Here is a 21,733-nt window from a genome sequence, read left to right as displayed (position 1 = left end):
GGACTTCTGCGGGTGAGGGCGGCTTCCAGTGGCACGGGGCCTTGCGGTACATGGGGGCGTCCGGCAGCCGGTGGGCTTCGTCCGGCAAGGCCAAAACGGGAGGTGCGACGGTGGCGACCCTTGCAGCTGTCCTGGCCGGAATGGCAATGTGGCTGTCGGCGTCGTCCGCCTTCGCCCCGGGGCCGCTGGGGCGCCTGACCATACCCGAACGGGACCGGGACTGGTTCGGGTTCTTGACGACTGCAGAGGAGAGGGTGGGGGAGGTGCTGGTCCGGCTGCTGTCCCGGCTGGGCGTGAACAGGGTCTCCGCGGCAGGCGCGTCGAGTGTCGCCGTGCCTGGCAACAGGACGCACACCCGCCGGCTGGGCCGCAGGGTGATGGCTGCGGCCGCCGTGGGTGTGACGGCCACGGCGACGGCCCTGGTGGCCGGATCGGCGCCGTCGCCCCTTCTGGTCCTCGCCGCGGCGGTGGCGGGGGGTTTGCTACCCGGCTGGTCGGAGGGTCGGATACGCCGGGCGCGGGCCCGGGAAATTGCAGCCTCGCTGCCCCAGTTCCTGGATTTCCTGGTGGTGTGCCAGCAGGCAGGCCTGAACCTCAGGGGCTCGCTGGAAGAGGGGGCTCTGGCGGCAGGGGGCAGGCTGGGCAGGGAAGTGCGCGCGGTCCTTGACGCTGTTCCTCCTGCGCAACTGGTGGCGGACCTGGGGGAGAAGTACGATTCCCCTGAGCTGAGGGCGCTGGGCGGAGCCCTGCGGCAGGGGGAGCTTCTGGGCATCCCTCTGGCTGACATCCTGCGCTCCCAGGCGGAAGGCCTGCGGGAAGCCAGCCGGCGACGGCTGCAGGCAGCTTCCGCCACCGCTCCCCTGAAACTCTCGCTGTGCACGGTGTGCCTGTTCCTGCCCTCGGTGCTGGCCCTGGTACTTGTGCCCCAGTTGCTGGTCTTCCTTTCTCGCTGGTAGAGCCGTGAGGTATGGTCTACCGCTTCTATTCCATCACCTGGAGGTGGGCAACCATGGCAGTGATTCAGAAGATCCACAGGGCCCTATGGCGGTTTGCCGGATTCCTGGCCCCTTCGACGGCGGCAACCACAGCTGAATACGCCCTGATCCTGGCTCTGATAGTTATCGCTCTCATGACTACCCTGGGGCAGTTGCGCGATGCAGTGGCCGGGAAGCTCCAGGAGGTGATCCAGGAGCTGACCCGGTAGGCAACCGCAAGGGGTTGTCACCGGAGATGCAGGTGCAGGAGGTGGGTTGGGGTGTGCACTATGCGGGTGGACTCCCCCTGGCAGCATCTTTGCCGGCTCAGGAGTGCGCCCGTCCGCAGCGGTCCTGTCGGGCGGGGGCTGGCCGGTGGGGAGCGGGGGGCGGCTGCCGTGGAGTTTGCCCTGGTGGCCGGGCTCCTGGTTACCATGCTCCTGGGCATGGTGGAGTTGGGGCTGGTGCTGGATGCGCAACTGGTGGTGAGCATGGCTGCCCGGGAGGCCGCCCGGCAGGCGGCGGTGGACGGTGGAGCGTCCACGAAAGCGTACCAGCGGGCGGAAGAGACGCTCCAGTTGGGGGCGCTTGACCCCGGCCTTGCCGCGGTGGAGATTTGGCCTCGCCAGGCGAGTTACGGAACCGTGGTCCACGCGCGGGTTTCGTACCCCTACACCTTCCTCACCCATGCCCTGGAGTGGGTTGGGGGTCGCGGGGTGGAACTCAAGGCGGAAGCGGTCACGCGCAGCGAGAAGGTGCGCTGATGCTTGCCGGGCGGCAGTTGAAGGGGGCGAACACTGACGTGCCGGCGCCCGGGCGATCGTGGCCGGCCAGCCTGGTGACCGGCCAGTCCGGAGCGGTACTGGTGCTGGTGGTGGCCTTTCTCCCCGTATTGGTGGCCGCCATGGCCCTGGTGGTGGAGACGGGGCGGCTCTTCGTGCTTGCCCGGTGGGCGCAGGCGGCTGCCGACCTGGGGGCCCTGGCGGGTGCCCAGGAAGTGGACCTGGAACGGCTGGCGGAGGGCGAGAGGTACCTGGACGAGGAACGGGCGAGGCTCGCGGCCGACCGGATCACCACGGAAAACCTGCGCGACCTGGGTGGGGTGGTGGGAAGCAGCCGCGTGCAGGTGTACGTCATCAACGTGGCGGAGGGCCCCACGATCCACCCCCGCACAGGCCGGTTCATCCGTGACCCTACCGTCTCCGTATGGGTGGAGGTGAGCGTGCCCGTCCACCTGGTCTGGTGGACGCACCAGGTTCGCCTGGCTGCCCACGCGGACGCCAGTGTGGTCGAAAAACGATCATCCCGGCGTTGACACGAGGCGGGGGTCCCTGACGAGTTCCGGGGCTGTCGACACCCCGGCGTGGCGTTCAACAGCGGAAGCTCAACCGCCGGCTCGGTGGACCGGAGGCGGGCGGTTGATCTGGCTGGACAGGGTCGGGTATCATGGAGGTGAAGCGGGGTGCTCGGCGTGGGCGACGAGGCCGGGAAGCAGGAAGCCGCAACTGTGAGCCCGTGGGACGTACTTGTGTGGAAGCTGGACTCCCTCGACAAGCGGGTCGAGGGTATGGAGCAGCGGCTTAATCCGCGAATGGATCGGATGGAGGATCGGGCCGACCGCCTGGAGCAGCGGTTTGACCGCCTTGACCAGCGGCTCAGCGGGGAGGTAGCCGCGCTGCGCGGAGAGGTTCATGCGGGCATGGCTGCGTTGCGCGAAGAGGTTCACGGACAGATCGCTATGCTGAGCTGCTGATCTGCCACCTCCAGGATGCCCAACCTGTGCGCGATTGGCGGCGCTATTTCGTCCATATGGTCGCGCTTCTGTCCTCCAGCCGCAGGAAGGCAATGCGGGATCCGTGCGGGATCCGTGGGGTGACCAGACGCCGTATATGGCGTGTGCGTTCCTGCACACCACCGTCCTTACCAGTCTCCCCGCGCCGGTGCGCACGATCTCCAACCACGATTCCCGATCGTCGAGGACCTGGAACAGGTAGTGCTTGCCGGCCTGGTTCCCGCACCCGAGGCCCGGCCACCCGGCAGGAAACGGGCGCCGTAGAATGACCCGGGGGCGGCACAGACACGCCCCACCTGTGCCTGGCCACCCCCTGCCAGAACTGTGCGGCCTCGACCTCACCCCGCCTCCTCGCGGAACTGTCAGCCCTACTCGAGGAAGAGCACGGCAAGCACGGCTATGGTGAACAGCGCCAGGATGACGACTGCCCTCACGGCTTTCACCTCTCCAGTAAACACAATATGCATTAGGTTAACCCCTTGCAGCATAAGGAGGTAAGAGCCCTTCGCTGGTGGGCTACTTCAAGTACGGGACACCTACGGGCTGCCCGCCCGCCAGGCGGCAGCCCTGGTTGTAGCCCGCCGGGCAGCCACTACTCATTATGATCGCCTGTTGGGCACGGATGTGGTAGGCTAAGGCGGGCACCGCGGACCGGTTCCCGCACGGCGTGAGCCGCGGGGGGCTTCGGGGGTGTGGTTCTTGGGCAGGTACCGGTATCCGGTTCCGGTCGTGCTGATGGCGGTGCTGTTGATCCTGGGCGGATGTCTTTCTGGATCATCCGGCCGGCCACCCGGCCCCGGGCAGGAGGGCCCGCCTCCCCAAAGTCCCGGTGTCGGGGAAACGGGCCCCCCGCAGGGCAGCGCGCCCCCCGCGGGCGGCGGTGAGCAGCCACCAGGGGGTCCGGGGCAGCCGCCAGCCCCGGCACCCGTCGTGGTTTTCTCTGCCCGGGAGACGAAGCTGGAGCCGGCGCTGCGCTCGGTGGCCGTGCCGGAAGATGGGTGTCCGGCGGCGGCGGTGCAGGCTCTGGTGGCCGGCCCCACTGCCGTGGAGAAGAAGAGCGGGCTGGGACCCGTCCTTCCCGCGAGCACGCGGGTGCTGGGCGTGAAGGTGGCCGACGGCGTGGCCGTGGTGGACCTGAGCCGGGAGGTGATCACCCGGGCGAGCGAGATCGGTGCCAGTTCCACCACCGAAGCCCTGGCGCTCAATGCCCTGTACTTCACCCTCGCGCAGTTCCGCGGGGTGGAGAAGGTGAAGTTGCTGGTCGAGGGAAAGAACCGGGGCGCCGTCGACGGCATGCGTATCGAGGACTTCTGGGGTCACATCGGGCTTCCCGACTGCCTGTCCGGCAGCCCATCGCTCCTCGATGTTTCCCCGCGGCAGGAGGTGGGGGAGCCGATAGACGGGCTCTGGCTGGCTTCGGTGCGCTGGTCGGCCCACCCGGGGTTGTTCCGCCTGGTGTTCCAGCTGGAAGGACCCGAGGGCGAGACGTCCCCGATCATCCCCGCCACCGTGGCCACCTACTCGGCCACTGCCCGCGTCATCGGCATCACCATCAACGGCGTGCGGGGGACGAAGGTGGCTGCCCTGGCGCCCGGCCAGAAAGTGCAACTCGGGGACTGGCGGGCAGAGGTGGTGCGCTGGGACACGCTGGAGGACGATCGGGCCTACGCTTTCAGCCTGGCCCTCCGGCCCGTCCGGGCCTACGGCTGGCGCCTGTGGTCTCTTGCGGACCCGGCCCGCATCATCGTGGATGTTTTTGCCTGCGGGCCCTGACGCGGGCGCCGGTGGCAGATGGGGGGAGGGACACCTTTGATCAGGACGGAGGGGCTGTGCAAGCGCTACGGGACGCTGGCCGCCGTGGATGATCTCAACCTGGAGGTGGGGCCGGGGGACCTGTTCGGGTTCCTGGGGCCAAACGGGGCGGGCAAGACCACCACCATCCGCATGCTCACCGGGCTGCTGCGGCCCACGGCAGGGCGGGTGCTCATCGGCGGCCACGATATCCAGACCCAACCGGTGCGGGCCAAGGCTCTGCTCGGTTACGTGCCCGACGAACCGGTGCTGTATGAGAAGCTGACCGGGCGTGAGTTGCTGACCTTCATGGCGGACCTGTACAGGGTGGACGGCAGCCGCAGGAACGAGCGCATTCCGGAACTGCTGGAGCTCTTCGGCCTGAGCGAGCGGGGGGACGACCTCATCCAGTCTTACTCCCGGGGCATGAGGCAGAAGATCGCGGTGGCGGGGGCGCTGGTGCACGAGCCGCGCGTCCTCATCCTGGACGAACCCACCGTAGGCCTGGACCCGCGCAGCGCGCGCGTGCTCAAAGACACGCTGCGGGCTCTCGCCGGCAGGGGGGTGACCGTCTTCATGTCCACCCACGTCCTGGAGATTGCCGAGCGCATGTGCACCAGGGTGGGCATCATCGACCGCGGACACCTCATCGCCTGCGGGACCATGGAAGAACTGCGGGCGCAGGCCCGGGAGGATTCCGCCACCCTGGAGGACATCTTCCTCAAGCTTACGGGGGGCACCGAGTACGAGGAAGTGATCCGCCTGCTGGGGGAGGAGGCCGCCTCGTGAGCCGGCTGTTCGCGTGGAAGTTCCGGCTGTTCTGGCGCTCCCTGGCCCGCCGGTCCCACGTGGCGGCGGCCGTCAGCCTCATCCTGGCCTTCCTCGGCGTGGTATGGAGTGTGGTGGCCTTCCTGGGTTCGCGCTACGTGTTCGGTTGGACGGCGCGGGGCCTGCCGGGGATGCCTCCGGAGGCCGCCGCCATGTTCACTGGCATGGAGAGTCTCCTGCTCTCGGGCGTCTACCTGGTGGGTCTGGCGATCTGCCTTTTCACCGCCTTCGGGACCGCCTTCGTGACCATGTACTCGTCTTCGGACCTGCCCCTCCTTTTCTGTGCTCCCCTTACCGTCAGGCAGGTCTTCACGGTCAAGTTCGCCGAGATACTGGCGGCCGAGTCCCTGTGGGTCATCCTGCTGGTTTTGCCGGTTACCCTGGGGTACGGGGCCGGGGTGGGGGCCGGATGGTGGTACTACCCGGCGGCTCTCGTGCTGGCCTTCCTGGCGGTATTCCTGCCCGCGGCGGTGGGCACCTCCCTGAACCTGCTGGCCATGCGCCTCATCCCGCCCTACCGGGTGAAGGAGCTGGGCGCCGCCCTGGGCTCGCTGCTGGCGGCGGCGTTCTATGCCCTGGGTCAGCTGGGCCCGCGCTATGCGGCCGGGATGAGCCCACAGGAGCTGGCCCAGATGGTGGGGCGCTTTGGCCTGGCCAGTGCGGGGTATTCCCCGGCCTGGTGGCTGGCCCAGGCCGCCCGTACTGCCGTGCGGGGACCGGCCGATTCCTTCGCCGGTTGGTTTGGGCTGGCGGCCGCCTGTTCCCTGGTTTTCTTCGCCCTGTCGTTCCTGCTCGTGCAGAAGGCGTTCTACGGTGGGTGGGCGGGCAGCGGTGAGGTGCGCCGCCGGCAGCGTCGCCGGCGGCTCCCCCGACAGCGACGCGTCGCCCCGGCGCCAGTCGCCGTGCCCGAGGCTGCTGACGGGGCGGCCGGGACGGGTGCGGCCCGCGCCGTCGGTCACGCGCCCGCGGCCGGTGTGGCCCCCACCAGGGCCGCGCGGCCGGCCGCGGGCCTGCCATCGCCGGTGCTGGCGCTCGCGGCCAAGGAAGTGCGCAGCATCGCGCGCGACATGCGGGAGTGGGCCCAGGCCCTGTACCTGGTGGTGGTGATGGGGGTGGCCGTAGTGGTCCCCGTTATGAAGGGTGGGAGCCCGGGCTTCCTTGCCGGTACTGGCGGGCTGTACGCCGGCCTGGGAGCGGCCTTCCTGCTGCTGGCGGGGCTGGCCGGGTACCTGGGCGTGGGGGCAGTGGGTCGCGAGGGCAGGGGCTGGCCTCTCTTGCGCAGCACGCCGGTGGCCGGCGAGGAGATCCTCTGGGGGAAGGTCCTGGGTGTCATGCCCCTGGTGGTCGTCCCGGGGCTGGTGCTGGCCCCCGTGCTCGGCCTGGTCCTGGGGGGCGGCATCCGGGCCGTGCTGCTCATGGCCGTCTTCGTCCTCGTCGTCGCGCCGGGGCTGGCTTCGCTCAACGTGGCTGCCGGCGCCCTCTACCCTAACTTCACCGCCCGGGACCCGCGCCAGCGGACCTCGGGCTGGGCGTTCCTGCTGAGCCTTCTTCTGGAAGCCGGCTATGCCGCCGTCCTGGCAGTCGGGGTTTGGATGATGGGAGCGGGGTCCTGGGCGGGGGTGCGGGCCTGGCTGCGGGCGGTGGGCCTGGTAATCGTGCTGGGATCGAGTACCTGCGCAGCGACCGTGCCGGTGGCCCTGGCCGGGCGCCACCTCGATACCCGGGAGCCAACTTCTTCCCATCCATGAACCACAGCGTGTGCCGCCGGGAGGTTCGGAACAGGTGACGCCCCGCGCCAACGCGGCCAGCCTTTGTGATGTTTCCTGGGGTCAGGATAGACCGGCCTCGTTGCGCTGTAATGCCGGGTGTGTTGGGTTCTGCCTTGCGCGCGCGGCACTGGACCGAGGACCTTTCGGTGGCAGGAAGCCTGTGATATCCTTAGTGTGGAACTGAGGTGGTACGGTGTTTTCGCCCGAGGAAGCGGCCCGTGCGTACAGGCTTCTCTTGCGCAGGAGCCAGGCGCTCGAGCGGCGCAGGCAGTTGGAACGGCGGCAGATCATTGCCCGTCTAAGTAGTGCCGTAGCAGAAGTAGCGCCGCGGTTCTCCGTCGATCGGATTTACCTGTACGGTTCCGTGTTGACCGGTCGCTGGCATGCTGATTCGGACGTCGATCTGGCCGTAGAGGGAGACCTTTCGTTCACAGACCTGCTCGGCCTGTGGGCGGAACTGGATAGCCGGCTTGAGCGGGGGGTCGACGTGCGGGATCTGGCCCGCCTTCCCTTCGCAGAAAAGGTTCGGGCTGAGGGAGTGGTGGTTTATGAGAGAGAAGCTCTTGACTCTCATCAGTCAAATAGAAGACGCGAACCGGAGGCAGGCCCGGCTCTACGAAAGGATTGACCAGAGCTGGCGGCGGTACCGTGCTACCGGGGACTACAGTTGCGTGGTGGAAACCGCGTTTTACCTGAACCAGCTTTACGCCGGGTACGAGAGAGTGTTTCAGTCAGTTGCTGAAGTATTCGGGAACGCGGTTGACAGCGGAGGGTGGCACAGGAGTCTGCTGGAAAGGATGCGGCTTTCGGTCAAGGGGCTGAGGCCGGCGTTGGTGGGGGATGAAGGGTTTCGGTGCCTGAACGAGCTGAGAGCGTTTCGCCACTTCTTCCGTCATGCGTACGATGTTGACCTGGAACCGGACAGGGTGGAACTGGTGCTGAAAAAGGCCTTCCGCCTCAGGGAATTGTGGGCTCAGGAGGGCCGAAGTTTCGTGGAGTTCCTGCACGAAATGGAAAGGGCGAGTGATGACGAGTCCGAGTTTGATCTTGGGTAGCCCGTAAGCGGCCCGCACCGCGCGCGGGAAGGGCACGTCACTCGTTGGCGGAGGACGTGGGTGACTGGTTGGGCCATGTTTCCGCGGAACGACCAGTACTGGGTGAGGCAGGGCCAGAGTAAAGGAGATGGCGATGCTCCAGCCCAGGATGCCGTGGTCGAAGCGGGTGTTGACGCGTTTGGAGGGTGGCGAGGGTGAGGAGGCTTTCGGGAAAGAGGGCGGTTACCTCGAGCCGGTGACCCGACGGCGTGAGAGAACGCACCAGGATCGTGAACCGGGAGCATATCTCGGCGGCATCGCGCAGCCCGTGGGTGCACAGGAGCACCCGGCGGGACCTCTCTGAACCCGGTCCCCCCGGAGACCTACTTCCCGCCGGCGGCAAGGGCGGTGCCGGCGCCGGGGCGAGGTTCAGCGTCCAGAGGGTGGCTCAAGCCCACCCTGGAGCCCGCCGGGTACCTCCAACTGCCGGCGGTACTCATCACCACGCTGGAACCAGCCCGGCAGTTGGTAGGGGACGATTGCATCAGCACCGTCCGCGTGCGGGTGAAGGGGGCGCGCGAGCGCAGCCCGGAAACGCAGAGGCGGCTGGAGGTGGTGGCCTCTGAGATTGCCCGGGTGACGGGCCTGCATGTTGACATCACGGCGGGTTCATCGCCGCGGCGGGTCAACGTGTACCTTCCCGGATACGGCGACGCGGAAGGTGTGGGCTGGATTGAAGAACCCTGGGTACAGAAGGGATTGCACCTGGACGTCTGCAGGAGAGTCCAGGGTGACAGCGTAATGCTTTCTTCCGTCATGCTGCTGGCGGCCGGGGCGTTTGCTCTGCACATGAGCAGGCTCAACCTGCAACAGGCGGCGGCAGGAACTCAGCCTGCTCCTTGCCCTGGGCTGGCGGTGGCGAATTTTCTGGAACTGCTTCTTGTGGGAATGGTGGCGGCTGGTGTTTCGCTTCCGGTTGCACCGGTCGTGAGCCGCCCCTTGGGTCTAAGGATACCCCCTGGGAAGGCCCTGCTGGCCGGACCTGTGACCGTGGTGCTTGCCCTGGCGGCAGGTCTGCTGGTGCTCGCCGAACTGAGGAGGGTAACCCCGTGGGAGGGGGTGGCGGCGGCGCGGTACTCGTCGTCTCCGGTTGGGCGGGCAGGATTCTCCTTCCTGGGGTACGCGTGGTACAGCCTGCGCCGGCGCAGGGGGCATCTTGTCCTGGTGGGTGGTGCTACGGGTATTCCTCACGGAAGAGGTGCTGGTCGCTGCCGTATGCGGGGGGCTGGGCGGGGGGATTGGTCTGGTCCTGTACGGGTGGCTGACCCATGCCAGCTTACGATAGTGGTGGTCACCCACGATCCAGAGGTGGCTGCTCATGCGCAACGGATCGTCCGCACACGTGACGGAAGGCTGATAGTGCCGGAAAGTTGACGGCGTGCCTGCCAGATACGGGTCGGGAACGACATGATGACATAAGGTATCGCCCTTGCGCAGAAACCTCAGGGGTGAACTTGGGCTAGGAACTCGCCCCGTGCTCCTGCGTGGCCGCCAGGTCCACCACCGCTTGGCAGTACCGCAGGACCAGGGGATCGTGGGAGAATACCACTATTGTCCTCCCCGAGTAGTTCGTGCTTATCCCGGCCAGGATCCGTTTCGCCGTTTCCTCGTCGAGAAACGCGGTGGGCTCGTCGAGCAGCAGCACTGGAGCCTCGCGCAAAAGGCCCCGCAGGATGCCAAGCCGCTTGCGTTCACCGCCCGAAAGCTCGGAGAGCTTTGCTGACGAGATCTCGCGCGAAAGAAGGCGCTCCACAAACTCGCCCAGCCCAAAGCTCTGCGCCACGCCCGCAAGGTCTGCTACTATGTGGGAAAAAGCGAGCTCCGTGGCCAGACCCCCGCTCAGAAACCTCGGCTCTTGCTCCACCACCGCGAAGAACCCCATGCGTTCGGAAAGAGGCATCGTCGCCACGTCCCGGCCGAAGAGGAACACCTTGCCCGGCGGGACGGGATAGAGGCCGAGGATGATGTTCAGAAGCGTGCTCTTGCCCAGGCCGCTTCGGCCGACCACGGCCGTAGTCACTCCGCGCTCGATCTGCAGAGACAACCTTGGGAAGATGGGGACATCACCCAGCGCGAAATCGAGGCCCCGCACCTCGATGGCGTACGGGTGATCGGGGAGTGCGGTCGGGGCGATGGGCTCCTCGACAGTCCAGTCACCGGTCCAGGCCAGCACCTCCTGAACCCGCTCCAACGACACGAGCGCCGGCTCGATCTCCGCGGCGAAGCCGGACATGAAGTTGACGAACACGTACAGCCAGTTAATATACTGGCTGAAGGCGACTAGCGTCCCCACCGTGTTCTCTCCCCGGAAAATGAGCCACGCCCCGGTGAGGAGGATGGCCACCTCCGAGGCGACGGTGATCGAGGTGGTGAAACCGCCCTGGAACAGGAGGTTCAGCTTGTACAGGGCAAAACCCTCCCGAAGGTAGGCGGAAAGCGCCTGGGAGAAGCGGCGCATCACCCCGCGGAGGCCAGCCTGCACGCGCACCGAGTACAGGGCCCCCAGGCCTTCCTCGGCCTCGGCGATGTACTGGGCCTCGACCTCCTGCCTGCGGGTGGCGACTACCGCAGCCCGTTTCCCATACATCCGGAAGCCCACTGTGTAGACAGCTACGAACGCCAGCGAAATCCCCGCCAGGAGCGGGGCCATCACGAACGTGAGCGCCAGCACGATCAGCACGAGCACGATGTGCCCGAGGAGCTCGGAGAAGCTCTTGATGATGAGCGGAGAGCAGCGCGGCACGTCGCTCGTGAGACGCTGCAGCGCCTCCCCGACCTTGGTCTTGAGCGCCTGCTCGTAGGGCATGGTGTGGAACCGCCTGTACATGGCGGTCTGAACGTCCTGTTCCACCTTCAGCTCTAGGCGGCGCATGGCATAGCCGCGACCGTAGAGCAGCAAGACCTGCGCAATCTCCGCGCCCAGGAACACGACAATCCAGGTGACAAAGAGGCCCCCATCAAGCACGGTCAGGGCATCGATGACCCGTTTGAAGAAGAAGGGGAGGACCCCGCTGATCGCGAAGAACAAAAGCTGTAGAGCGAGCGCGAGACCCCACATAGCACGGTACCTGAACACATGCGCACGCCAGAAACGAACGATGCGGCTGTACCGCTCTCTCATCCCTGTGCTCTTCCTTCCGACATCTTCCTTGGTAGCTCAAATTCCTCGCGTACGAATACCTCGGGTGAACTGTGGAGGTACTCCAGGGTGGTGGCCAGCGCCGACCACACCTGTTCAGTGCAGTAGGCCGCGAACGTCGTGTTCCCGCCATAGTGCAGCTCGTCCTTGGTCCAGTGCAAGCACCGGATCGTACTTCCCTACTCTGAACTCCCCCCGCCCTACACCGTCTGCGCAGAAGTACCCATCTCCATAGAGGTCGAAACACCACTCATTCCGGTGAGCCCCGCAGAAAAAGAACTTGGGCAACCGCGGCTCCCCAAGCAGATAGGGGTAAAGAAGGAACTGCAGAGCCTCCCAAGCCTCAAGGCTGATTCGCTTGGTTAGCGGATATCGCTTTCGGATTTCCAATACCCTTCTTAACATCACATGAGCCGGAGCGCAGTATGGGTGTCGGCCTTGAAGATCGAAAGTCACACCCCAGTATGCTCCGAACCGTGATTCGTCTAACCAACCCCGTGCGCTAAAGAAATCTACCGGTTCTGGGGCATACTCGACATTCTGCCTGTCGGCGTTCACTCTGACTGCGATAGGCAACTGAGCAGCCAACGCAGCGTCAACGGAGCGGACGATGGCCTCAAAGGAACCCCGTCCATCAGCTGACGGGCGGCGGATGTCCTGTATATGCTTCGGACCATTTAGAGTAACTTGAATCTGGGATATGCTGTGTTCCTTGAGGAGAGGGACATAGTATTCCAGATCTACTCCATCCGTCACGGCTTCGATTTCCCATCCATTCACCTACCCGCCCAGACGTGGTCTCCTTCTTAAGCCACGTTTCCTTGGTAATGTGTTCCATGCTCACTCCTCCCTCCTTTCCAGGTAGTGATATGCGCCATCCAACCCACCAATTCCTGCTGCATATCTATGAATTTTCCAACCCCATGCGACAAGTTTCGGAAGATCGCCGCTCTACGCTGGGGGCACGGTCATTCCATCTCTCCATATGACCTCATGCGACCTCCATCATACGTGCCAATCGGCCGAGGACGCCGTCTTATTTCGGTTCTTCGGTATCAAGGCATCTTCTGCGTCCTGGCGTACCTTTCCGGGCAGGTATGTGAGGTGCCCGGCGGGGCAGGAGACGAGGACGAACTGGGTCTACGCGACGGGTGCCGGCGTCCTCCTCGGGCTCCTCTTCCTGAGGCACGGCATCGAGGCCCCCATCGTGGCGCGCTTCCTGGCCGATCTCTTCTCCTGGGGGCCTGTGGTCATGGGGTGCGTGTAAGCTCCAAGGAGGAAAAACGGCGTGGGGGTCGAATAGAAAGCTGGGCTGCGATACCAGCCCTCGCGACAACTGAAGAGCCGGGATGAGGGTTGCGGGAGGCCGGCTCCGGACGGGCCGCAGGCAGGCCGTGCGCAGGACCGGGGTGGCGGGCGCACCGCAGCCGGACCAACCTCTGGAGAGGCGCGGGTACCCGTGGCAACGGATCAGGAGCCTGACTCCATCGCGGCCGGGGCAGTCGCCGGGGTACCGCCACCGAAGGGGCAACTTCGAGGAGAAGGAAACTCTCAGGTGCAAGGACAGGGGAGCTCACTTCCTGAGTGGGTTCTCCTGTTGCTCTTTTCGGGGAGGATACAGTCGGCGGCACGAGAGGGTGCTCCCCAAGCGGAGCGCGCGGCGGCAGCGGAAGGTGAGGGCGTGCCCAGAAGGGGAGCAGGGAGGGGAGGGGTGGTACCGCGGCGCAGGAGCGGGGGATCCCCGCCGCCCGACATGACGGGGACGGGACACCCCGGGGACATGGTTTCCGGAGGCGGGGGATTCCCGGGCAGAAAGGAGGGTGCCGATTGTGGGCACGGAGGAGCTGAAGAAGACGCCGCTCTACGGCAACCATCTCAAGTACGGCGGCAGGATCATCGACTTCGCGGGGTGGGCGCTGCCCGTGCAGTTCCGCAGCATCATCGAGGAGCACCACCAGGTGCGGCGGGCGGCAGGGCTGTTCGACGTGTCGGACATGGGCGAGCTGGACATAAGGGGCCCGCAGGCCCTCGAGCTCTTGCAGTACGCCCTCACCAACGACATGTCCACCATGGCGGTGAACCAGGTGCGGTACTCGCCCATGTGCGATCAACGGGGCGGGGTGGTGGACGACCTGCTGGTGTACCGCCTGGGTGAGAACCGTTATTTCGTGGTGATCAACGCCGGCAACATCGAGAAGGACTACAGCTGGGTGAAGGAACTGGCAGGCCGCTTCCCGGGTGCGAACGTGGACAACGTGTCGGCCCAGGTGGCGGAGCTGGCCCTGCAGGGGCCCAACTCGGAGGCCATCCTGGGCAGGCTGACCAGGACGGACCTCTCCGCCATCCGCTACTACTGGTGCCTGCAGGACGTGGACGTGGCCGGGGTGAAGTGCATGGTCTCCCGCACCGGGTACACGGGGGAGGATGGGTTCGAGATCTTCTGCTCGCCCGAGGAGGCCCCGGGCCTGTGGGACACCCTGCTGGAGGAGGGCGACGAGCAGGGGCTGTGGCCCTGCGGGCTGGGTTGCCGGGACACCCTGCGCTTCGAGGCGACCATGCCCCTCTACGGGCAGGAGATGGACGACGACACCACTCCGCTGGAGGCGGGGCTGGGCAAGTACGTGAAGTTCGACAAGGGCGACTTCGTGGGCCGGGAGCCCCTGCTTGAGGAGAAGCGCACCGGCCTGCGCAAGAAGCTCGCCGGCCTGGAGATGGTGGGCCGGGGCATCGCCCGCACGGGGTACCCCGTGCTGAAGGATGGCGGGAAGGTGGGGTACGTCACCACCGGGTCGTACTCGCCCACCCTGGACAGGAACCTGGCCCTGGCCTTCGTGCCGCCGGGGCTCGCCGAAGTGGGCACCGAGGTGCAGGTGGAGATCCGGGGCAGGGGCGTGGATGCCCGCGTGGTGAGGACCCCGTTCTACAGGAGGAGGGAGAAGTGATGTATCCGAAGGAGTTCCGTTACGCCAAGACCCACGAGTGGGCGAAGGTGGAGGGCGACCTGGCGCGGGTGGGCATCACCAATTACGCCCAGGAGCACCTGGGAGACATCGTGTTCGTGGAGCTGCCGGAGGTGGGCCGCCAGGTCAAGCAGGGTGAAGCCTTCGGCGTGGTGGAGTCGGTCAAGGCGGTCTCGGACTGCTACGCCCCCGTCAGTGGCGAGGTGGTGGAAATCAACGACACCCTGGCCGACAAGCCGGAGACCCTCAACCAGGACCCCCACGGGGAAGGCTGGATGGTGGTCATCCGCATGTCCGACCCCGCGGAACTGAACAACCTCATGGACGTGGCCGCCTACGAGAAGCACTGCGAGGAGGAGGCGCACTGATGGACTTCATCCCCAACACGGACCGCAACCGGGAGGCGATGTTGCGGGCCATCGGGGTGGGGTCGCCCGAGGAGCTCTTCGCCGACATCCCTCCGGAGGCCCGGCTTGACCGCCCCCTGCGGCTGCCGGAGCCCATGGCGGAGCTGGAACTCCAGCAGCATATGCTGGAGCTTTCCGACAAGAACGCCCACCTGGGGCGCCTGGTGTGCTTCGCGGGGGCGGGCATGTACGACCACTACATCCCGGCCGTGGTCGACCACGTCATCTCGCGTTCGGAATTCTACACCGCCTACACGCCGTACCAGCCCGAGGTCAGCCAGGCGGTGCTGCAGTCCATCTTCGAATACCAGACCATGATCTGCGAACTCACGGGGATGGACGTCTCCCAGGCCTCCCACTACGACGGGGCCACTGCCCTGGCGGAGGCGGGGCTGATCTCCTGCAGCACCACGGGCCGGCGCCACATCGTGGTGTCATCCACGGTGCACCCCGAGTACCGGCGGGTGCTGCACACCTATGCCGCCGGGGCCGACCTGAAGGTGACAGAGGTGCCCTACCGGGACGGCGTCACCGACCGGGAGGCCCTGGAACGGGTCCTGGCCGGTGAACGCGCCGCAAGTGGCGAACGCGCTTCCGGCGACGAGCCCGCGTGCCTGCTGGTGCAGCATCCCAACTTCTTCGGCTGCCTGGAGCCGGTCGCCGACATGGCACGAGCCATCCACGGCCGGGGCGGCCTCTTCGTGGTGGCCACTTCCCCCATCAGCCTGGGCCTTTTGGCTCCGCCCGGCAGCTACGGGGCGGACATGGCGGTGGGTGATGGGCAGGCGCTGGGCAACGTCCCCTCCTTCGGGGGACCCACCTTCGGCTACTTCGCCGTCACCGAGAAGCTGGTGCGGCGGCTGCCGGGACGGGTCGTGGGCGCCACCGTGGACTCCCGCGGGCAGCGGGGGTTCGTGCTCACCCTGCAGACCCGCGAGCAGCACATCCGGCGGGAGAAGGCCACCTCCAACATCTGCTCCAACGAGGCCCTCAACGCCCTGGCGGCCACCGTATACCTGGCCATGATGGGGAAGCGCGGCATCCGCGAGGTGGCCGAACTGTGCCTGAAGAAGGCGCACTACGCCCGGGATGCCGTCGCAGCCGTCCCCGGGTTTGCGCCGGCCTTCGGGGCGCCCTTCTTCATGGAGTTCGCCGTGCGCTGCCCCTGCCCGCCCGCCGAACTGGTGAAGCGGGGGACAGCGAGGGGTATCCTGCCGGGCGTGGCCCTGGGCCGCTTCTATCCGGAACTGGAGGACTGCCTCTTGGTGGCGGTCACCGAGAAGCGGAGCAGGGCCCAGATCGACGCCCTGGCCAAAGTACTGGAGGGATGCGCATGAAAGGCCCGGAACCTCTCATATTCGAGCTGAGTTCGCCGGGACGGAGAGCATATTCCCTCCCCGCCTGTGACGTGCCAGAGGGAGACATCCGGTCGCTCCTACCCGAGCAGCTCCTGCGGGAGGGCGAGCCCGACCTGCCGGAGGTCTCCGAGGTGGACGTGGTCAGGCACTACACCCGCCTGAGCCAGCTCAACCACGGGGTGGACATCGGCTTTTACCCCCTGGGGTCCTGCACCATGAAGTACAGCCCCAAGGTGAACGAGTGGGCGGCACGCCTCCCCGGGTTCGCCTGGCTCCATCCCTACCAGCCGGAGGAGCTGGTGCAGGGGGCCCTGCAGCTCATGTACGAGTTGCAGCAGTACCTGGCCGAGATCGGCGGGGTGGACAAGGTGTCCCTGCAGCCGGCCGCCGGCGCCCACGGGGAGCTCACCGGCCTGCTCCTCATCCGGGCCTACCACCGGCACCGGGGGGAGATGAACCGGGACAAGATCATCATCCCGGACTCCGCCCACGGCACCAACCCGGCCTCGGCGGCCATGACCGGGTGCCGAATCGTGGAGGTCAAGTCGGACTCCCGGGGCGGGGTGGACGTGGGTGAGCTGGAGAAGGTGCTGGACGAGCGGGTGGCGGCCCTGATGCTCACCAACCCCAACACCCTGGGGCTATTCGACGAGAACATCGTGCGCATCGCCCGCATGGTCCACGACAGGGGGGGGCTCCTGTACTACGACGGGGCCAATGCCAACGCCATCATGGGCTACTCGCGGCCGGGCGACATGGGCTTCGACGTGGTGCACTTCAACCTCCACAAGACCTTCTCCACGCCCCACGGGGGCGGCGGTCCCGGGTCGGGCCCGGTGGGGGTGAAGGAGAAGCTCATCCCCTTCCTGCCCGTGCCCGCGGTGGGGTTCGACGGCGAACGCTACTTCCTGGAGTGCGACCGGCCCCTCAGTATCGGGCAGATGAAGGCGTTCTACGGTAACTTCGGGGTGGCGGTGAAGGCATATGCCTATATCCGCGCCCTGGGGGGTCAGGGCCTCAAGCGGGTGTCCGAGAACGCCGTGCTCAACGCCAACTACGTCATGCGCAGGCTGCTCGAGTGGTACGACCTGCCCTACGACCGCCACTGCAAGCACGAGTTCGTTGTCAACCCGCGCCGCATCAAGGACCGTACCGGTGTGAAGACCCTGGACATCGCCAAGCGGCTGCTGGACTACGGCGTGCACCCGCCCACGGTGTACTTCCCGCTCATCGTGGACGAGGCCCTCATGGTGGAGCCCACCGAGACGGAGAGCCAGGAGGCCCTGGATTACTTCGTCGCGGCCCTGGGGAAGATCGCCGAAGAGGCGGAGCGGGATGCGGAAAAGGTGAAGACGGCGCCCCACACCACTCCCGTGGGGCGGCTGGACGAGGCGGGGGCGGCCCGCCGTCCCGTGCTGCGCTGGAGGCGCGGAGCCTGATGCCCTTCCCAGCCCTGGTCCCGGCGCGGGTCACCGGTGCCCTCGGGCGGGCCTGGGAGGTACGGGAGGGCTTCCCGCCTGTGCTGGCGGTGGATCGCCCCCGGGACACGGTGCCGGTCAGCGTGACAGGGACGGCCTGTGCCCTGGACTGTGCCCACTGCGGCGGACACTACCTGAAGGGGATGCGGGGCCCCGGGGACGTTCCCGTGCCCGAGGCCCCCAGCTACCTGGTGAGCGGGGGGTGCGACTGGCAGGGGAGGGTACCCCTGTCCGGCAACCTGGAATTGCTGGCGCGGCTGCGGGCCACGGGTGCCCGCCTCAACCTCCACACCGGCCTGGTGGGGGAGGAGGAAGCCCGGCTCCTGGCCCCCCACGGGACGTTGGCCTCCCTGGACTGGGTGGCGCACGCCCCCACCGTGCGCGAGGTGAGCGGACTGGAGGCCGGTCCGGAGGAATACCTGCGCACCTACCGGGCCCTGGCCCGCTACCTGCCGGTGGTCCCCCACATATGCGTGGGGTTGCGGGGCGGGCGGATCGTGGGGGAGTGGGAGGCCATCGAAGTGCTGGTGGAGCTCGAGCCCGCAGCGGTGGTGTTCCTGGTGTTCACGCCCACCCCCGGCACCCGCTATGAGGGTTGCGCTCCCCCCGACCCCGAGGAGGTGGCGGCGGTAGTGGCCTACGCCCGCACGCGGCTGCCCGGGGCGGAGATCGCCCTGGGATGTATGAGGCCGAAGGGTGCTTACCGGCAACGGCTCGATCCCCTGGCGGTGGCGGCGGGGGTAAACCGCATCGTCATGCCGGCACCTTCCGCCCGCCGGGAGGCGGTCGCCCGCGGGCTATCCCTGGTGGAAACGCGGGAATGCTGCGCCCTGGGGATGGTGGCGAAGCCGGCATGGGGCTCACGGGTGGCGAGGCCGGGATGAGGCTGAGGGTGTCGCTGGGAACCGCCCAGGTACTCGGTCTGCGTACGATCAGGCAACCCCATCCCCCCACCACGGCCTACCTCATGTGGGGGGAGAAGTGCCGCCGCGACTGCGCCTTTTGTGCCCAGGCCCGGGGGTCGGACAGCCGGGCGGACCTGCTCTCGCGCGTCACCTGGCCGGCCTTCCCCGCTGAGGAGGTACTCTGCCGCCTGCCTGGTTCGGGCGTGCGGCGGGTGTGCGTGCAGGTGGTGGAGCCGGGGTCCCCGCGGGAGATGGTGGACCTCGTCCCCCTGGTGGGGGAGCTGGCCGCTGCGGGGCTCCCCGTGTGCGTTTCCTGCTTCCTGCCCTCCCTGAAGGTGGCCGAGGCTCTCCTGCGGGCGGGGGCGGATGGGGTGACCCTTCCCCTGGACGCCGCTTCGCCCCAGGCGTACGAGCGCGTCAAGGGGGGATCGTTCGCGGCAGCGCTTGCCCACCTGGAGAAAGCGGCGCGGGCCTTCCCCGGACGCGTGGGGACCCATCTCATCATGGGAGTGGGGGAAACCGAGGAGGAAATGGCCCTGCTCATCGACCGCCTGGCGCAGCTGGGGGTGCGGGTGGGCCTGTTCGCCTTCACCCCGGTGGCGGGGACCCGCCTGGCCCATCACCCGCCTCCCTCCCTGGAGGGGTACCGGCGGGTGCAGGCTGCCCACTGCCTCATCGGCCGGGGCCTGGCGCGGGCGGACGAGTTCACCTTTGCCGGGGGCAGGCTCACCGGTTTCGGACCCCGTTTCTGGCCCGCCCGCCTGCAGGCCGCCCTGGCGGACGGCGAGGCCTTCCGCACCACGGGCTGCCCGGACTGCAACCGTCCCTACTACAACGAGCGCCCCGGCCAGCCCGTGCCCTACAACTACCCCCATCCCCTCGACCCCGGGCAGGCGGAGCGGGAGGTGCACCGCCTGCTGTCGTCCCTGGAGGCGTCCGTCCAGGGTGCCGGGTGTGGCGGGGGCACGACAGGGGGTAGCGGGGCGTGCGCTGGCGCCTGATCCGGGACGGATACCACGACGGCGCCACGAACATGGCCACGGACGAGGCCATCATGCTGGCCCACGGCCGGGGACGGGTTCCCCCCACCCTGCGTCTTTACGGCTGGCGACCGCCCGCCCTGTCCCTCGGTTACGCCCAGAAGGTGGAGCGGGAGGTGGACCTGGAAGGCTGCCGCCGCGCCGGGGTGGACGTGGTGAGGCGGCCCACGGGCGGGCGGGCGGTTCTGCACGACCGCGAGGTCACCTACAGCGTGGTGATATCCACGGCTCTCCTCCCCGGGAGCGTGGTGGAAACCTACCGGTGTCTGAGCGCCGGCCTGGTGGAGGGATTGCGCCTGCTCGGGCTGCAGGCCGAGGTACAGGAGGGGCCTCCCCGGGCGGGGCTGCGCTCGGCGGCCTGCTTCGACACACCTTCCTGGTACGAACTGGTCGTGGAGGGCAGGAAGGTGGTGGGCAGCGCCCAGGTGCGCAGGCAGGGGGTGCTCCTGCAGCACGGTTCCGTGCCGCTGGAGTTCTCGCCCGTGCAACTGGTTGGCCTCCTTCGGCTGCCTGCCGGCTGGCGGGCCCGCCTGGAGGAGGACCTGAGCGCCCGTGCCGCCGGCCTGTGTGACCTGGGGCGTGGGGTCACCTTCACCGGGGTGTGCGACGCCCTGGCGGAGGGATTCCGGCGGGCCCTGGGCCTGGAACTCGAAGAACGCGGTCTCACTGCCCACGAGCAGGAGGAGGCGGCCAGGCTGCGGGAGGAGAAATACGCGACCTGGGAATGGAACGTGCTGGGCAAACTGCAAAGGGAGGGCGCAGCCGGTGTATGACATAGTGGTGATCGGTAGCGGTCCGGGTGGTTACGTGGCCGCCATCCGGGCGGCACAGAAGGGAGCCCGCGTGGCCGTGGTGGAGCGGCGGGAGGTGGGGGGGACCTGTCTCAACCGCGGCTGCATCCCCACCAAGGCGCTGGTGCGATCGGCCGAGGTGCTGGAGCTGGCGCGGCGGGCGGCGGAATTCGGGGTGAAGGTGTCCGCCCCCGAGATCGACCTTCCCCGCATCAAGGAGCGCCGTTCCCGGGTGGTGAAGCAGCTGGTGGACGGGGTGGAGCGGCTCTTCTCCTCCTGGGGGGTGACGCTGGTCAGGGGGACGGCCCGCGTGAGCAGCCCCGGGGTGGTGGAGGTGGACGTGCCGGGGGGCGGTACGGAGGTCCTGTCGGGCCGGCAGGTGATCATCGCCACCGGGTCGGCGCCGGAACAGCCGCCCGTGCCGCCCGAGGACCTCCGCCTGTGCATGTCTTCCGACGATGCCCTGGACCCCGACCACATCCCGGAGAGCATGGTGATCATCGGGGGCGGCGTGCTGGGGGTCGAGTTCGCCTGTCTCTACCGGGCCCTGGGGTGCAAGGTGGACATGGTGAAGCGATCCCCCCTCATCCTGCCCCCCGTGGACGAGGAACTGTCCCGTCGCATGATGGCCATCCTGCGCCGGCAGGGGATCACCGTGCACACGGGCATTTACGTGCAACGGATCGTGGAACGCGACGGCGGGCGCCGCCTGGTGGCCCAAGACAAGGAAGGTCGGGAGACCCACTTCGACGCCGAGCGCATCCTGGTGGCCATGGGCAGGGTGCCCGACTTGGGCGGCCTGGACCTGGACACCCTGGGGGTGAAGTACGACCGCAAGGGCATCAAGGTGGGGCCCGACATGGCCACGGGCGTGCCGGGCGTGTGGGCCATCGGCGACGTGGTGGGACGCACCTTTCTGGCCTCGGTGGCCTCGGCGGAAGGCCTGGTGGCGGTGGACAACATCCTGGGCGAAAGACGAGAGATGGACTACCGCAGCGCCCCCTACTGCGTCTTCTCCCTGCCTGAGATCGCGGGCGTGGGTCTCACGGAAAGGGCGGCCCGTGAGGCGGGACATGGCGTGAAGGTGGCGCGCTTCCCGTACGCGGCCAACGGGCGCGCCCAGGCCCTGGGCGAAGCCGAAGGACTGGTGAAGATGGTGGTCGAGGAGGGCACCGGTAAGGTGCTGGGCCTGCACATCCTGGGGTCCGGCGCCGACGTATTGATTCACGAGGGCGCGGTGGCCATCAAGATGGGGGCCACCGCCCGAGAGGTGGCGGAAATCGCCCACGCCCACCCTACCCTGGCGGAAGCCGTGATGGAAGCCGCCGAGGGGGCGGCCGGGCAGTCCATCCACCTGGTCAGGCTGCGCTGAGCGTCGGCACCCGGGTATGGAAAGCTGGGAGGGGG

22 protein-coding genes and 1 riboswitch are annotated in these 21,733 nt (G+C 67.6%); of the genes, 20 read left to right on the top strand and 2 right to left on the bottom strand.

Annotated features, from left to right (window positions below):
* The first annotated feature begins 110 nt into the window (after positions 1 to 110).
* From QME70_02245 to QME70_02195, 11 genes are all read left to right on the top strand, one after another.
* On the top strand, positions 111 to 956 hold the full coding sequence (locus QME70_02245) for a type II secretion system F family protein (protein ID MDI6893433.1): 846 nt from the start codon (positions 111 to 113) through the stop codon (positions 954 to 956).
* Between the two features lie 53 nt (positions 957 to 1,009).
* Positions 1,010 to 1,204 (top strand): hypothetical protein, encoded by a 195-nt coding sequence (locus QME70_02240; GenBank protein ID MDI6893432.1) that lies wholly within the window; start codon positions 1,010 to 1,012, stop codon positions 1,202 to 1,204.
* Between the two features lie 60 nt (positions 1,205 to 1,264).
* Positions 1,265 to 1,738, top strand: coding sequence for a pilus assembly protein (locus tag QME70_02235; protein MDI6893431.1), 474 nt, complete (start codon positions 1,265 to 1,267; stop codon positions 1,736 to 1,738).
* Entirely contained in the window at positions 1,738 to 2,289 is a 552-nt protein-coding gene (locus QME70_02230) for a pilus assembly protein TadG-related protein (GenBank protein ID MDI6893430.1), read from the top strand. The genes QME70_02235 and QME70_02230 overlap by 1 nt, the downstream gene beginning before the upstream one ends.
* A 147-nt stretch (positions 2,290 to 2,436) precedes the next feature.
* Positions 2,437 to 2,727, top strand: coding sequence for a hypothetical protein (locus QME70_02225; GenBank protein ID MDI6893429.1), 291 nt, complete (start codon positions 2,437 to 2,439; stop codon positions 2,725 to 2,727).
* A gap of 738 nt (positions 2,728 to 3,465) precedes the next feature.
* Entirely contained in the window at positions 3,466 to 4,539 is a 1,074-nt protein-coding gene (locus QME70_02220) for a GerMN domain-containing protein (protein MDI6893428.1), read from the top strand.
* Positions 4,540 to 4,557: 18 nt separating this feature from the next.
* A complete protein-coding gene (locus QME70_02215; GenBank protein MDI6893427.1) occupies positions 4,558 to 5,346 on the top strand; it encodes an ABC transporter ATP-binding protein in 789 nt (262 codons plus the stop codon).
* Complete coding sequence (locus tag QME70_02210) at positions 5,343 to 7,133, top strand: hypothetical protein (GenBank protein MDI6893426.1); 1,791 nt, start codon at positions 5,343 to 5,345, stop codon at positions 7,131 to 7,133. Before QME70_02215 ends, QME70_02210 begins: the two co-directional genes overlap by 4 nt.
* 214 nt (positions 7,134 to 7,347) lie before the next feature.
* Positions 7,348 to 7,782 carry a nucleotidyltransferase domain-containing protein gene (locus QME70_02205; GenBank protein ID MDI6893425.1) on the top strand — a complete coding sequence of 145 codons (435 nt, stop codon included), beginning with the start codon at positions 7,348 to 7,350 and terminating at the stop codon, positions 7,780 to 7,782.
* Positions 7,703 to 8,209, top strand: a complete 507-nt coding sequence (locus QME70_02200; GenBank protein MDI6893424.1) for a hypothetical protein — start codon at positions 7,703 to 7,705, stop codon at positions 8,207 to 8,209. Before QME70_02205 ends, QME70_02200 begins: the two co-directional genes overlap by 80 nt.
* A 387-nt stretch (positions 8,210 to 8,596) precedes the next feature.
* A complete protein-coding gene (locus tag QME70_02195) occupies positions 8,597 to 9,622 on the top strand; it encodes a hypothetical protein (GenBank protein ID MDI6893423.1) in 1,026 nt (341 codons plus the stop codon).
* 85 nt (positions 9,623 to 9,707) lie between these two features.
* On the opposite strand, the gene QME70_02190 is transcribed toward QME70_02195, so the two are convergent.
* On the bottom strand, positions 9,708 to 11,369 hold the full coding sequence (locus tag QME70_02190; GenBank protein MDI6893422.1) for an ABC transporter ATP-binding protein: 1,662 nt from the start codon (positions 11,367 to 11,369) through the stop codon (positions 9,708 to 9,710).
* A complete protein-coding gene (locus QME70_02185; GenBank protein ID MDI6893421.1) occupies positions 11,366 to 11,548 on the bottom strand; it encodes a hypothetical protein in 183 nt (60 codons plus the stop codon). Before QME70_02185 ends, QME70_02190 begins: the two co-directional genes overlap by 4 nt.
* Before the next feature lie 938 nt (positions 11,549 to 12,486).
* On the opposite strand from QME70_02185, the gene QME70_02180 reads away from it, so the two are divergent.
* The 9 genes from QME70_02180 (at position 12,487) to lpdA (ending at position 21,698) form a co-directional block, all read left to right on the top strand.
* Positions 12,487 to 12,654 carry a hypothetical protein gene (locus tag QME70_02180; protein ID MDI6893420.1) on the top strand — a complete coding sequence of 56 codons (168 nt, stop codon included), beginning with the start codon at positions 12,487 to 12,489 and terminating at the stop codon, positions 12,652 to 12,654.
* A 162-nt stretch (positions 12,655 to 12,816) separates the two neighbouring features.
* Positions 12,817 to 12,964: riboswitch (glycine riboswitch) on the top strand.
* 252 nt (positions 12,965 to 13,216) lie between these two features.
* On the top strand, positions 13,217 to 14,329 hold the full coding sequence (gcvT, locus tag QME70_02175; protein ID MDI6893419.1) for a glycine cleavage system aminomethyltransferase GcvT: 1,113 nt from the start codon (positions 13,217 to 13,219) through the stop codon (positions 14,327 to 14,329).
* On the top strand, positions 14,326 to 14,715 hold the full coding sequence (gene gcvH, locus QME70_02170; GenBank protein MDI6893418.1) for a glycine cleavage system protein GcvH: 390 nt from the start codon (positions 14,326 to 14,328) through the stop codon (positions 14,713 to 14,715). The genes gcvT and gcvH overlap by 4 nt, the downstream gene beginning before the upstream one ends.
* Positions 14,715 to 16,091 carry an aminomethyl-transferring glycine dehydrogenase subunit GcvPA gene (gcvPA, locus tag QME70_02165; GenBank protein MDI6893417.1) on the top strand — a complete coding sequence of 459 codons (1,377 nt, stop codon included), beginning with the start codon at positions 14,715 to 14,717 and terminating at the stop codon, positions 16,089 to 16,091. The genes gcvH and gcvPA overlap by 1 nt, the downstream gene beginning before the upstream one ends.
* Entirely contained in the window at positions 16,088 to 17,551 is a 1,464-nt protein-coding gene (gene gcvPB, locus QME70_02160) for an aminomethyl-transferring glycine dehydrogenase subunit GcvPB (GenBank protein ID MDI6893416.1), read from the top strand. The genes gcvPA and gcvPB overlap by 4 nt, the downstream gene beginning before the upstream one ends.
* Positions 17,551 to 18,474: a radical SAM protein gene (locus QME70_02155; protein ID MDI6893415.1), complete on the top strand. Its 924-nt coding sequence runs from the start codon at positions 17,551 to 17,553 to the stop codon at positions 18,472 to 18,474. Before gcvPB ends, QME70_02155 begins: the two co-directional genes overlap by 1 nt.
* Positions 18,471 to 19,496, top strand: a complete 1,026-nt coding sequence (locus tag QME70_02150) for a radical SAM protein (protein MDI6893414.1) — start codon at positions 18,471 to 18,473, stop codon at positions 19,494 to 19,496. Before QME70_02155 ends, QME70_02150 begins: the two co-directional genes overlap by 4 nt.
* Positions 19,481 to 20,308 (top strand): biotin/lipoate A/B protein ligase family protein, encoded by an 828-nt coding sequence (locus QME70_02145; protein ID MDI6893413.1) that lies wholly within the window; start codon positions 19,481 to 19,483, stop codon positions 20,306 to 20,308. Before QME70_02150 ends, QME70_02145 begins: the two co-directional genes overlap by 16 nt.
* Positions 20,301 to 21,698: a dihydrolipoyl dehydrogenase gene (gene lpdA, locus QME70_02140; protein ID MDI6893412.1), complete on the top strand. Its 1,398-nt coding sequence runs from the start codon at positions 20,301 to 20,303 to the stop codon at positions 21,696 to 21,698. Before QME70_02145 ends, lpdA begins: the two co-directional genes overlap by 8 nt.
* Positions 21,699 to 21,733: the final 35 nt, after the last annotated feature.

It is taken from the genome of Bacillota bacterium, from assembly GCA_030019365.1.
GTDB lineage: Bacteria > Bacillota > Sulfobacillia > JACIYH01 > JACIYH01 > JACIYH01.
The sequence above is the reverse complement of the archived record's forward strand: the minus strand, read 5'-3'. Positions and strand labels throughout refer to the sequence as shown.